Here is a 12,530-nt window from a genome sequence, read left to right as displayed (position 1 = left end):
AGTGCAGATGATCGGAAAAGGCTCTCGGTGCGTTGGAACCGGGTTCGGCAGAGCCGGATCGGGTCGGAAAGGATAGGTTCAACATGCGCAAGCCACTCGCACTTGCTATGGCGTTGAGCTTGGCGGTCATGCCGGTGTTGCCGGTTGTCTCCGCCAGGGCGGCGCCGGTGATCCAGGCGGCAGGCCCGGCGATGGCCGGTGACGGCGCGATCCAAAAAGTCGGTGACGGCCAGGGTTGGCGCCGGGTTCCGGGTGGGCATCCTGCGCCGCCTCCCGGCGGGCGCTACCACCACCGCGGTCCGCCGCCGAACCGCTACCACGGGCCGCCTCCCGGCCGGTATCGTGGCCCGCCCCCGGGTCGCTATCACCATCGTCCGCCGCCGCCCCCGCCGCCGGGTTGGGCCCGTGGTCGTGGCGACTGGCGCTGGCATGACGGGCGTTACTGGTGGCCGCGGAACAATGGCTGGTACGTCTACAATGACGGCGCCTGGGTGGCCGCCGCTGCGCTGGGGCTTGCTGCCGGGGCCATGCTGGGTGCGGCGGCGTCCAGCCCGCCGGCAACGGTCCAGAGCGGTGCGCCCGCCACGCGAAACGGTATCCCGCCGTGGACGCCAGCTTGGTACGAATATTGCTCCAACAAGTACAAGTCGTTCAATCCGCAGACCGGGCTCTATCTCGGCTACGACGGCAAGTATCACTACTGTCAGTAGGCCGTTGGCCGCGCTGACAGGCGACAAAAGGCCCGGCGGTTTCCCGCCGGGCAATTGATGGACGAAGGACGTCCGCCGAGGTCAGAAGGTGCGCTGGACGCGGAACGCGGCCGCCCAAAGGCCGCCGTCGTCGATGCCGGAGCCTGACGCCGCATCCACGTAGCGATAGTTGACTTCCGTGCCGATCAGGAGGCCGGACACCGGCTTCCAGCCGATGTTGCCCTGCAGGTCGTAATTCTTGAAGTCGTTGAGGGCGTTGTCGCCGTCTTCGTAGTTGAGGTAGCCGGCCTGGATGGCCGCCTCGACGGTCGGGCTGAAGTTGAAGCCGAGGCCGCCGGAGACGCTCCAGGCAGTGGCAAGGTCCAGATCGCCGGTGACAGGGTTCCAGGTCGCGTCACCGCCGTCGAGCGGCGTGGTTATGTCGCTTGAGGCGTAGTGGACCGCACCCTGGGTGTAGGCGCCGGTAAGATTGAACTTCGCGCCCGCGAACGGCAGGTTGAGCACGACGCCGGCATTGAGACCCCAGCCGACTTCGCTTCCCGGCGTTGCGCCGGTTGCGTCGTAGCCCGGCCAAACTTGATGCAGCGCGCCGCTGAGCTGCGCCGAGCCCCAGCCTTGATCGATCCGGACGTTGGCGATCAGATCGGGATATTTCGTGCCGCCATAGCCGGGCGTGTAACCGGCGATGCCGTAGCGGCGGGTTTCGGTGCTTTCCACAGACAGGCTGGATGAGACGCCGTTGCCTGCGGCAAATGTGTAGGCGGCGACGAACTGGCGCTGGCTCGATTCACTCGGCGTGAACATGAACGCCCAGGTCGCATAGTTGCCGAAGTCGTAGAAGGAGCCGGTTTTCCCGAAGGTGAAGCCGCCGAACTGAATCAGAGAGTTCCAAAGGTCGATCCGCGTGCTGGAGCCACCAGTGGAGCTGAAGGGAAGAACGGAATCGTGCGTGATCCAAATTTCGTTGTAGGCCCGCAGTAGGCCGAATTCGGTGTTGGTGCGGGAGTCCATGTAGACATAGCCGCGGGCCCGGAAGCCGGTGGAATTGAAGTCGCGCCAACGGGGTGCGAAGTCGTTGTCATAGTAGCGCATTTCCGCACGGACCCGGCCTCGCAGCGCCAGACAGGTGTCCGTACCGGGAATGTAGTAGTAGCCCGCTCCGAAGGCGTCACAGACGCGGACGTAGTCGATCGGTTCCGGTGCGATCGGTAAATCGCCCGCCTCTACACCGGTTGTTGCCAACAAGCCGATGCCGGACCCGATAAGAAGCTGCTTTAGGTTGATCAAATCATGACCCTCCGGGTTTGTTTTGTTTTCTGTGAAAGTATTTTTGCGCGTTGGCGACTGCGCGGAGCGGATCGCTCCCGAACCATGTTTTCGTCACGGATGGATAGAGCTCAGGCATAGTTCGCCGTATTCCCGGTTCGATTTTGTTCTCGAATCGGAGGAAAAAATCATCAAAGTCGCTGGGATTTACAGCTTATCCGGCTGTCGATATGCGATGCATTGCGTTCTCCCTGGCTCGCCGAATGCAGAATGACGAGTCGTTTTCTGTATTTATTCTGTTGTGGGAGAGTTTGAATAAAGTGATTGTGATGTCAACGCCGCCAAATCGCGAAAAATGGCATTTAAGCAATTGAAATTTAAGGCCTTTCGCGAGATGCGAAAGCAGTTTCTTTCCAAGTCCGTTGGGGAACTCGCGTGAGTTTCGCTTGGAGCGTTTCCGGGCCAACCGGTTTCCATTTGGCCCGGAAACGCTTTCGAGATGGCATCGGGTGTCCCGGCCTGCGCGCCGTTCTGGCAGGTGCGGGATGGCACGAAAAAAGGGCCCGCGCTCAAGGCGCGGACCCTTCATGTCAGGCTTCGCGGTTCGTCTTGGTTTTATGTTTTGAAAAGTTAGGCCGTCTTTTCGCGCCAGCTTCCCGAGGCGTAGGACTCGCGGGCTTCGCTGGAGTATGGCGTCGGCGACACGAGCACACGGATCTCCGTCTGCTTGTGCTTCTCCGTCGAGGTCTTCTGGGTGTGCTCCGGCTCGCCCCAGACCAGCGTCAGCTCGTCGCCGATCTGGACATCGTCATTGACCACGCCGAGCGACAGCAGGCAGCGCTCGTTGTAGCTGTAGCCGTTGAACATCGACATGCCGACGTGCTTGCCGTCGCGCATGATCATGTCGGCGGACGACGAGGCGTAGTTCGGCTGCGGGAAGTCGATCCACTTGAAGGGCTCGCCCTTCTCCAGGTTCGAGGCGATCACCTTCAGGACATCCTCACGATGCCACTCGAAAGTGACCTTCTTGCGGTTCTTGCCGTCCTTCATCTTGGTGAGGGCGTCCTTACCGATGAAGTCGGACTTCCAGCCGATATAGAAGCCGTAGCCGAGCTCGAACGGATTGACGTAATAGTCCTCGATGTTGTCGGAGACCAGGCTGCCGCCGATCGAGCCGGTCGCTTCGTAGCTGTCGGCGCCGAGCCAGTCGCGGTAGTCCTTCATCATGCCGTCGCCGGTGTAGATACCCGGCAGCGGGGAGGGGATCCAGCCCGATTCCAGCGTGTTGGTGGAGTAGGCGCGGCTGCCGCACTGGTGCATGTCGACGCCGGCGTCTTTGGCCGCCTGCAGGATCACCGAATGGATGTAGTGCTTGTCGGCGTAGGGGCCCCAGATTTCGAGGCCCGGCGCGCCGGCCATGCCGTGGCGCAGTGCCTGCACCTTCTTGGAGCCCACATTGATCCAGTCGACATGGAAGAACTTGATGTCCTGGATCGGTCCGCCATTGATCTTCTCGAAGATCTTCGGAGCCTCCGGGCCCTGGATCTGGAAGCGATAGTGGGTGCGGTAGACCGCCTTGCCGTCCGGGCGGCTGTCGGAGCGCGGATCGTGGGTTAGGCGCACCTTCCAGGACCCGACCGCGGCCTGGAACTTCACCCAGTTCGCCGTCGGCGCGCGGCCGACCAGGATGAATTTGTCCTCGCGCTCGCGGAAGATGATCATGTCGCCGATCACGTGCCCGGCCGGGGTGACCGGAACGAAGTGCTTGGCGCGGTTGAGGTCGAAGTTGGCGAACGAGTTGATGCCGACATGCTCGAGGAAGGCAGCCGCATCCGGGCCCTCGACGATCAGCTCATCCATGTGATGCGACTGGTCGAACAGCACCGCCGTCTCGCGCCAGGCGCGCTGCTCGTCACGCCAGTTGCTGAACTCCGGCGCGACGACAGGGTATACATACATGCCAATTCGCGAGTTGCGCAGCATCTCGACAGGGTTGGCATAACCCTGCAAAACCGAACTTAAGCTCTGACCTGCCATGGTGGGATCCTCCCGAGGGTTGCTTAAATGTATACATAAACTAGCGACTCGCCTGCCACCTCGACAAGCGAAATTTGATGGCAAGGACATGACGACGCGGCAGGCGTTGAGATCAGGCGCTGTCGCCCGGCTCCATCAGGGCGAGCGCCGGGTTTCCGAGGGCGAGGTCGCCGCCTTCGTCGAACAGGAGCGCGAGATTGTTGCGCGCCGAGCGGGCGTGCTCGCGCGCCAGCGCCTCCGCGCGGGCGCCTTCCCGAGCTTCGATCGCCTCCACGATGGCGCGGTGCTGGGATTGGGCCTCGCGCAGGGATTGTCGAAACAGGCCGGGCTGTCGGCGCGAGGGCAGGAAGGCGGATGGCGAGGCGAACGGCAGACGGGTGACCTTGGCGAGTTCGCGCATCATCGTATGGCTGCCCGGAAGTCGCCAGAGCGCTTCGTGGTAGGCGCTGTTGAACGCCGAGTAGCGCTCGAAGTCGACATCGTCCAAGTCGCGGCCGAAGCAGGTGTCGAGTTGGGCGAGGATCTTGCGCATCTCCGCCATCCGGGGGGCGGGGACGCCGCGCTCCGCGGCAAAGCGCGCGACGGTTCCTTCCAGCACGCCGCGCAGCTCAATCGTATCGACGACGTCGGAATAGGCGAACCGGCGCACCAGGAAGCCGCCGCCGCGCGCGCGTTCCAGAAGACCCTCTTCGGCCAGCCGCGACATGGCCTCGCGCACGGGCGTGCGGGAAATCTCCAGCTCCTCCGCCATCGCAACCTCGAGCAGCCGGGTTCCGCCGGGAAACTCGCCGCTGAGAATGCGGCGGCGCAGCTCTACCTGAGCCCGCATCGTGTGGGTACTTGCACCTTTTGCCTCTGACACGGCCGTTCTCCCTTCCACTTGTGTGGGACGTTCCCTACTCCACCCTTCAATGCGTGTCGCCCACTTGCCAGTCGAGCCCAAAAGTGGGACGCATTAATGTATACATTTTCGTTATTTTTGGTTGCCTTTTGGGGGTTCGTATCCCATTGTCCGGTTTCAATGTATTCACAAAATCAGACTCATGAAATGATCACGTTGCTTCTCATTCCGGGTCTCGTGTCGGATCAACGGGTCTGGCGGTCGGTGGCTGTCGCCGCGCCCGACGGATTTGCTCCGCGCGACGCCGATGTGACCCGGGATGTTTCGATCCCTCGGATGGCGGAACGGCTGCTTGGCGAGGTTGATGGTCCGCTGATCGTGGTCGGTCATTCCATGGGGGGGCGGGTCGCCATGGAGATGGCGCACCAGGCGCCGGAGCGCGTGCGCGGCCTGGTGCTCGCCAACACCGGCCACGGCCCGAAGAAGCCGGGCGAGGAGCCGAAACGGCAAGCCAAGGTCGATCTCGGCCATGAGGACATGTCGCGGCTGGCCGCGGAGTGGCTGCCGCCAATGCTCGATCCGGCCCGTGTCGGCGATACCGATCTGGTTGCCGACCTGACCGAGATGGTTCTGGCCGCCGGCCCGGACGTGCATGAACGCCAGATCCGCGCACTCGTCGACCGGCCGGATGCCTCCAGCTACCTGCCGTCGATCGCGTGCCCGGTCCTGCTTTTGACCGGCGCCCAGGACGGATGGTCGCCAGAACAGCAACACCGCGAGATCGCCGAGCTTTTGGCGGATGCGGAGCTCCAGGTGATCGACGGGGCAGGGCACTTCCTGCCGGTCGAGCGTCCGCAGGAGACCGCCGCTGCCATCACCGATTGGCTCGTGCGCAACAAGGACAGGTTCGATGCCTGAGACACTGGAAATCGCCCCCACGCCCCTTTTCGATCGCGACGCCAACCTGCGGGGCTACCGCCTCAACAAGATGGCGATGGCGCTGGGTGAGCCCGCGAACCGCGCCGCCTTCGTGGAAGACGAGGACGCCTATCTGGACCGCTTCGGCCTGAACGCGGAAGAGAAGGCGGCCGTGAAGGCGCGCAATTGGCACGAGATGGTCCGCCTCGGCGGCAATCTCTTCTTCATCCTGAAGATCTCTGCCATCGACCCGACGCCGATCACCCAGATCGGGGCCGCCCAGGTCGGCATGGACCACGACATCTTCCTGAAAGAGCGACTGGGAAAGCACTGATGGCGAAAATTATCGGCGGTCTCGGCACCAGCCACGTGCCGTCCATCGGCGTCGCCCTGGACAAAGGGCTAACGGAAACGCCGGACTGGAAGCCGTTCTTCTCCGGCTACGACGAAGGCAAGCGCTGGGTCAAGGAAGCGCGTCCGGATGTGGCCGTGGTGATCTTCAACGATCACGGCAACTCCTTCTTTCTGGACCGCGTGCCGACCTTTGCCGTGGGCGTTGCCGATCGCTACAACCCGGCCGACGAAGGCTGGGGCCCCCGCAACATTCCGCCGTTCGAAGGCGCGACCGATCTCGCCTGGCACTTGGTGGACCTGATGGTGGAGCGCCATTTCGACCCGCTCGTTTGCCGCGAGATCGATGTCGACCACGGTTTCCAGGTCCCGATGGAGCTGTTCTTCGGCCGTCCCGAAACCTGGCCGGTGAAGGTGATCCCGATCTGGGTCAACACGATCCAGTTCCCGATCCCGACGCCGCAGCGTTGCTGGGAGCTCGGCATCGTTCTGCGCAATGCGATCGAGAGCTTCCCGGGCGACGATCGGGTGGTGATCATGGGCACTGGCGGGCTGTCTCACCAGCTCCAGGGCACCCGGGCGGGCTACATCAACCGCGAGGCCGATCTCGCCTGGCTGGAAGGTATTGCCAACGATCCCGAGCGCTACCGGCAGATGTCGCGCGAGGACTATGTGGAGATGTTCGGCTCCGAAGGCGCCGAGCTGATCATGTGGCTGGTGATGCGCGCCGCGCTCCAGCCCAAGGTCGACCTCGTGCACAAGCACTACCACGCGCCCGCCTCCATGACCGGTGCCGGCATGGTCATCCTGGAGAACGCGGCCTAATGGCGTTCTTCCTCATGCGCTGCCTGCATCATCCGGGTCAGGATGCCGCCCGCGATGCGCGCCGGCCGGAGCACCGTCAATGGGTCGGCTCCGGCGGCAACGGCTTGGTGTCGGTTCTGATCGGTTCGGCCCTGGTCGACGACCAGGGATCGTCCACCGGCAATTTCGGGATCCTGGAAGCGGCATCGCTGGCCGATGCCAAAGCCTTTGCCGAAGGCGATCCGTTCTATCTGGACGGTATCGTGGCCGAGGTGGATCTCACGCCGTTGCCGGAGACCTTCCAGGCGCATCGGATTGCCGAGCCCATGAGCCCGCGGCTCTAAACACATTTCCAGGAAAAGCGGGTACCAGTTTTCCGTCCGGAAGCGCGTCCAAACCAAAGGCCGGCGCGCCGTCGCGCGCTGGCCGCAGTTGATTTTCTCCGTTCACGCTTGCGAAAGCTGCCAGTCCGGCCAGGCTCCCATCGTGTGAGAAGCCATAAAAAAGGCCTCCGATCCGGGATCGGAGGCTTTTGTTTGTCCGTGGGATGAGCGGCCGAGGCGGCTCTACAGCGTATACATCGAGACGTTCTGGCGCTCCGTAGGCCAGGATCCGCGCTCCTCGAGCCAATGGGCGGCTTTCTTGATGCCGCCGAACGGGAACACGTGGATCTGCTTGATCGGCGATGCCGGCGTCTCGATAACGTGCTGCTCGATCGGTCCGACCACGCTTTCCGGCGAGTGGCTGGTTGCCAGGGTCACCAGCGAGCGCGAGTGCTTGCGCAGGAAGTTGACCGAGTTGCCGACACCGCACATGGCCGCGTACTTGATCAGCGTGGTGGTCTTCGCCGGGCCGGCGACACCGAGATGGATCGGCAGCTCCACGCCGTGCTCCTTCAACCCCATCGCCCATTTGATCGCCTGGTCGGGATCGAAGCCGAACTGGGTCACGATACGGACTTTGATGCCGCTTTGTTCGCCAAACGTCTGCTTCAGGCGCAGCGCTTCGTAGGCCGTGTCCTCGGAGAAGTCGGGGCTACCTTCAGGATGACCGGCAACGCCGATCTCCTTGATCCCGAAGCGCTCCAGCATCCCGGTCTCCAGGACCGTCATGGTGGAGGCGAAATCGCCCGTCGGCTTGTCCAAGCCGCCGCCGATGATCAGCACTTCATTCACGCCGACCTCTTCGGTCAGGGCGCGGATGCGCTCTTCGAACGCCGCGGTCGTCGTCAAGCGGCGCGCGGCGATATGGGGCACCGGAACGTAGCCGAGATCGCGCACGCGCTTGGCGGCTTCCACCAGGGTCGCAGTCGGATCGCTTCCCACATCGGTAACGTAGACCCGAACACCGTCCGGAAACAGGCCGGGAAGATCGCTCGATTCGATCGCCTGTTTCGGCGAGATCTCGATCGAGGCGGCAATCTTGTTGGAATTCTCGTCACGCCCACTCATGGCGTCACTCCCTGTGCTTCGTCCTATCTGAAGTCGGCCCTACCGCTTGAACACCACCGTCTTGCCGTCGTTCATGAGCACACGGTCTTCCAGGTGATAGGAAACGGCACGCGCCAAAACGCGTCGCTCGATGTCGCGGCCCTTGCGCACCAGATCGTCGGGCCGGTCGGCATGGGTCACGTGCTCGACGTCCTGGGCGATGATCGGCCCTTCATCGAGATCGGCGGTGACGTAGTGGGCGGTGGCACCGATCATCTTCACGCCGCGCTCGTACGCCTGGTGGTAGGGCTTGGCGCCCTTGAATCCCGGCAGGAACGAGTGGTGGATGTTGATGCAGCGCCCGGAGAGATAGGCGGAAAAGTCGTCCGACAGGATCTGCATATAGCGGGCGAGCACCACGAGCTCGGCGCCGGACTCCTCGATCACCTTCTTGATCTGCGCTTCCTGCCCGGCTTTCGTATCCTTGGTGACCGGCAGGTGATGGTAGGAAATGCCTTCCTGCAGCGTCAGATGGAGGGCGGAGCTCGGATGGTTCGAGACGATGCCGACGCACTCCATGTTCAACTCGCCGATGCGCATGCGGTAGAGCAGGTCGCCCAGGCAGTGGTCGAACTTGGAAACCAGGATCAGCACCCGGCGCTTGGCGTCGGCAGGCCGTAGCGTCCAGGTCAGGTCGAAGCGCTTCACTTCTTCCGCGAAGCCGTTGAGGAAATCGTCGATCGGCTCGGCGATCGTGAAGGCGACCCGCATGAAGAAATTGCCGGTCTCCTTGTCCTCGAACTGCTGGGCTTCTTCGATATTGCCGCCGCTGTCAGCGAGCCGGGTGGTGACGCGGGCGACAATCCCGGGTCGATCCTGGCAGCGAAGCGTCAGCACATAAGTCTTCATAAAGGGCACTCCCTCGACATCGGCGATCGGGGTGGCGTTTAGCGACGCGCTCCCGTCGCGACGACGGTCGGGTTTCGCGGCGATGCGAAGGACCGGTCACTTGGGCCGGTGCGACGCCAATCCGGAACCCGCGACCGGAGGATCAGCCGGGTCCAACCGGCGAGATCGCGACGATTTCGAAACAAAACGATCCGAAATTCTGAAACGCGACTAATCCCAATAGGTTAGAGCGAAATTCACGTGGAAAGCCGGTTCCCGCTTACCCGCGATCCTGCTCCTGGTTTGCGGCCGGTCGTCCGCTAGTTCGCCGAAAGCCACCCTCGCTGGCTCGTTATGTATACATATTTGGAGAAAATTTAGCGGAACTCAAGCGAAGAATCCGACTTCTCGCGATTTATGTACACACTCGAGTGCCCGGCGCTCCGGGCGTTCGGGTCGATGCTCTGGGGCTGACGCTTTGGGGGGAGGGAAGGCGTAGCGCGCGCGTTCGATCGATCCGCTCGACTTGCCGGGTTATCGGGCCGTGAAGTGAGCTTGGTTGGCGCGCACCGCATCGGCCAAGAATGCCATGGTGGCCCGAATGCGCGGGAGGTCGCGCAGGCTCTCGTGGCTGGCAAGCCAGTAGGCCCGGGTCGCGGATAGCTCGGGAAGCACGCGGACGAGGCCGGGAACCGGGCGCGCCAGATAGTCGTGCAGAACGCCGATGCCGACGCCGGCGCGTACGGCTTCAAGTTGGCCGAGCGCGCTGGAGACTTCCACGTCGGAGCGCCAGTTGCGCAGGAATTCGCGCGCATAGTCCAGCGCGGGGGTAGGGATCAGATCGTCGACATAACCGACCAGCCGGTGGCGGGCGAGGTCGGTTGGGGCGGTCGGCCGCCCGTTGGCCTCCAGATAGCGCTCGCAGGCGTAGAGGCTGAGCGTGTAATCGGTGAGCTTGCGGGCGACCAGGCGGCCGGTGTCCGGCCGGCCGACCAGCACGGCGACGTCCGCCTCGCGCTTGGAGAGGGAAAAACTGCGCGGCACCGGCACGAGCTGGGGCCTGAGGCCCGGATGGCGGGCGACGAGATCGGCCAGCCGCGGGGCGATGAAGCCGACCCCAAAGCCGTCGGGTGCTCCAATGCGGACGGTGCCGGCAAGAGCGGCTTCATGGTCGCCGATGGCGGCCTGCGCCCGGATAAACTCCGTTTCCACCCGCTCCAGAGCGGCCACCAGCCGATGGCCGGCCTCCGTCAGCTCTGAGCCATGGGTACGCCGGATCAGAAGCTTGCTGCCGAGTGCCGTTTCCAATGCGGCCACCCGACGGCTCAGCGTCGCCTGGTTCAGGCCGAGCGTGCGTGCGGCCGCGAGAAACTGGCCCGCGCGGGCGACGGCGAGGAACACGCGGGCATCGTCCCAATCTAAGCCGGCAGCGTTGTTGAGTGCGGATTTTTGCATATCTATTGTTTATTATATTAGATTGCTTTGCGGAAATTAAACCGCAAGCGTGGGGCCCGCAACGCAAGTCAGGAATGTCCCATGCCCGATCTTTCCCATTATGTCGGCGGCGCGCGCGTCGCCGGTCGCTCCGACCGCTTTTCCGACGTTTTCGATCCCGCGACGGGAGAGGTGACCGGGCGTGCGCCGCTGGCAAGTGCCGATGAAGTGGCCGATGTCGTTGCCGTCGCCAAGGCGGCCTTTCCGGCGTGGGCCAAGACGCCGCCGCTGCGCCGCGCGCGCATTCTCGACAAGTTCAAGTTCCTCCTCCAGGAGCATGCCGACCGGCTCGCCGAGGCGATTTCCGCCGAACATGGCAAGACCCATGAGGATGCGCTGGGCGAGGTCACTCGCGGCCTGGAGGTGGTCGAGTTCGCCGTTGGGGCGCCGCACCTTCTGAAGGGCGAGATCACCGAGAATGTCGGCACCGGCGTCGACAGCCATTCGTTGCGCCAGCCGCTAGGCGTTGTCGCCGGCATCACGCCGTTCAATTTCCCGGCCATGGTGCCGATGTGGATGTTCCCGGTGGCGCTGGCCTGCGGCAACAGCTTTATCTTGAAGCCGTCCGAGCGCGACCCGTCCGCCTCGCTCCTGATCGCCGAGCTTCTGACCGAAGCCGGTCTGCCCGAAGGCGTCTTCAACGTCGTCAACGGCGACAAGGAGGCGGTGGACGCCCTTCTGACGCATCCGGATGTGAAGGCGGTGAGCTTCGTCGGCTCCACCCCGATCGCGCGCTACATCTATGCCACCGGCACGGCGCACGGGAAGCGCGTGCAGGCGTTGGGCGGCGCCAAGAACCACATGGTCATCATGCCGGACGCCGATCTGGACATGGCCGTCGGCGCGCTGATGGGCGCGGCCTATGGCTCCGCCGGAGAACGCTGCATGGCGGTGTCGGTCGCGGTGCCGGTGGGCGAGAAGACCGCCGACGCCCTGATCGAGCGGCTGGTGCCGAAGATCGAGGCCCTGAAGATCGGTCCGGCCGTGGACCGTTCGTCGGAGATGGGGCCGCTGGTCACCGCCCAGCATCTCGCCAAGGTGCGCGGCTATGTCGATGCCGGCGTCGCCGAGGGCGCGGAACTCGTGGTCGACGGGCGCGAGTTCCGGATGGATCGCCAGGGCTACGAGAACGGCTTCTTCATCGGTGGGACGCTGTTCGACAAGGTCACGCCGGAGATGTCGATCTGGCGCGAGGAAATCTTCGGCCCGGTGCTGTCGGTGGTGCGCGCGGCCGACTATGACGGCGCGGTCGACGTGATCTCCCGGCACGACTACGGCAACGGCGTTGCGGTCTTCACTCGCGACGGCGATGTGGCGCGGGCGTTCTCACAGGACATCGAAGTCGGCATGGTGGGCGTCAATGTGCCGATCCCGGTGCCGATGGCGTTCCATTCCTTCGGTGGCTGGAAGGCGTCGCTGTTCGGCGACCACCACATGCATGGGCCCGAGGGCATGCGCTTCTACACCCGGCTGAAGACGGTCACCACGCGCTGGCCGACCGGCATGCGCGCCGACGCCGACTTCGTCATGCCGACGATGGGCTAAGCAATTTTTTCGCTCACGCCGGCTCGTTCCACTCGCGGCTGCGCGGGCGCGGCCTATCGGCCGGCGCGTGGTCGCGCGCTGGCCTGAGCAAAGCCCAGGCGAAGTGGTTTCCGTCCGAAATTGCAGCCGAACAAATTGACTAGAGCGTGTCATTTTGTGACGGAAGCGTATCCTGCGTTTTGGAAGTAGTTGGCGCATTCGTCGGATGGGATGGTCTGGACGAGATGCCCGACGTGACGCCATGTG

Annotated in this window: 12 protein-coding genes; 6 read left to right on the top strand and 6 right to left on the bottom strand. The window is 63.7% G+C overall.

What is annotated here, in order from left to right:
- Nucleotides 1-83 precede the first annotated feature (83 nt).
- On the top strand, nt 84-710 hold the full coding sequence (locus HNS03_RS06610) for a BA14K family protein (protein ID WP_367193914.1): 627 nt from the start codon (nt 84-86) through the stop codon (nt 708-710).
- 81 nt (nt 711-791) lie between these two features.
- Here the strand turns inward: HNS03_RS06610 and HNS03_RS06605 are convergent, their stop codons facing one another.
- From HNS03_RS06605 to HNS03_RS06595, 3 genes are all read right to left on the bottom strand, one after another.
- Nucleotides 792-1,997: a porin gene (locus HNS03_RS06605; protein WP_367193913.1), complete on the bottom strand. Its 1,206-nt coding sequence runs from the start codon at nt 1,995-1,997 to the stop codon at nt 792-794.
- Between the two features lie 609 nt (nt 1,998-2,606).
- Complete coding sequence (locus HNS03_RS06600; protein ID WP_367193912.1) at nt 2,607-4,013, bottom strand: aminomethyl transferase family protein; 1,407 nt, start codon at nt 4,011-4,013, stop codon at nt 2,607-2,609.
- A gap of 112 nt (nt 4,014-4,125) precedes the next feature.
- On the bottom strand, nt 4,126-4,875 hold the full coding sequence (locus tag HNS03_RS06595; RefSeq protein ID WP_367193911.1) for a GntR family transcriptional regulator: 750 nt from the start codon (nt 4,873-4,875) through the stop codon (nt 4,126-4,128).
- A 186-nt stretch (nt 4,876-5,061) separates the two neighbouring features.
- Here HNS03_RS06595 and HNS03_RS06590 point away from each other — a divergent pair, with 186 nt between their 5' ends.
- From HNS03_RS06590 to HNS03_RS06575, 4 genes are read left to right on the top strand one after another with little or no spacing between them, the layout of a single operon-like run.
- Nucleotides 5,062-5,772 (top strand): alpha/beta fold hydrolase, encoded by a 711-nt coding sequence (locus tag HNS03_RS06590; protein WP_367193910.1) that lies wholly within the window; start codon nt 5,062-5,064, stop codon nt 5,770-5,772.
- Nucleotides 5,765-6,106, top strand: a complete 342-nt coding sequence (locus HNS03_RS06585) for an extradiol ring-cleavage dioxygenase (RefSeq protein WP_367193909.1) — start codon at nt 5,765-5,767, stop codon at nt 6,104-6,106. Before HNS03_RS06590 ends, HNS03_RS06585 begins: the two co-directional genes overlap by 8 nt.
- Nucleotides 6,106-6,948 carry a class III extradiol dioxygenase family protein gene (locus HNS03_RS06580; RefSeq protein WP_367193908.1) on the top strand — a complete coding sequence of 281 codons (843 nt, stop codon included), beginning with the start codon at nt 6,106-6,108 and terminating at the stop codon, nt 6,946-6,948. The genes HNS03_RS06585 and HNS03_RS06580 overlap by 1 nt, the downstream gene beginning before the upstream one ends.
- Complete coding sequence (locus HNS03_RS06575) at nt 6,948-7,271, top strand: YciI family protein (RefSeq protein WP_367193907.1); 324 nt, start codon at nt 6,948-6,950, stop codon at nt 7,269-7,271. Before HNS03_RS06580 ends, HNS03_RS06575 begins: the two co-directional genes overlap by 1 nt.
- 222 nt (nt 7,272-7,493) lie before the next feature.
- On the opposite strand, the gene HNS03_RS06570 is transcribed toward HNS03_RS06575, so the two are convergent.
- The 3 genes from HNS03_RS06570 to HNS03_RS06560 form a co-directional block, all read right to left on the bottom strand.
- Entirely contained in the window at nt 7,494-8,378 is an 885-nt protein-coding gene (locus HNS03_RS06570; RefSeq protein ID WP_367193906.1) for a methylenetetrahydrofolate reductase, read from the bottom strand.
- Between the two features lie 39 nt (nt 8,379-8,417).
- Nucleotides 8,418-9,266 carry a formyltetrahydrofolate deformylase gene (purU, locus tag HNS03_RS06565; RefSeq protein WP_367193905.1) on the bottom strand — a complete coding sequence of 283 codons (849 nt, stop codon included), beginning with the start codon at nt 9,264-9,266 and terminating at the stop codon, nt 8,418-8,420.
- 513 nt (nt 9,267-9,779) lie between these two features.
- On the bottom strand, nt 9,780-10,700 hold the full coding sequence (locus HNS03_RS06560) for a LysR family transcriptional regulator (RefSeq protein ID WP_367193904.1): 921 nt from the start codon (nt 10,698-10,700) through the stop codon (nt 9,780-9,782).
- Nucleotides 10,701-10,781: 81 nt separating this feature from the next.
- On the opposite strand from HNS03_RS06560, the gene HNS03_RS06555 reads away from it, so the two are divergent.
- The gene (locus HNS03_RS06555; RefSeq protein ID WP_367193903.1) at nt 10,782-12,284 is read left to right on the top strand and encodes a CoA-acylating methylmalonate-semialdehyde dehydrogenase; all 1,503 of its coding nucleotides are present in this window, start codon (nt 10,782-10,784) and stop codon (nt 12,282-12,284) included.
- The last annotated feature ends 246 nt before the right edge of the window (nt 12,285-12,530 follow it).

The sequence above is a fragment of the Amorphus sp. 3PC139-8 genome, from assembly GCF_040750475.1.
In the GTDB taxonomy this organism is placed as follows: Bacteria; Pseudomonadota; Alphaproteobacteria; order Rhizobiales; family Amorphaceae; genus Amorphus.
The sequence above is the reverse complement of the archived record's forward strand: the minus strand, read 5'-3'. Positions and strand labels throughout refer to the sequence as shown.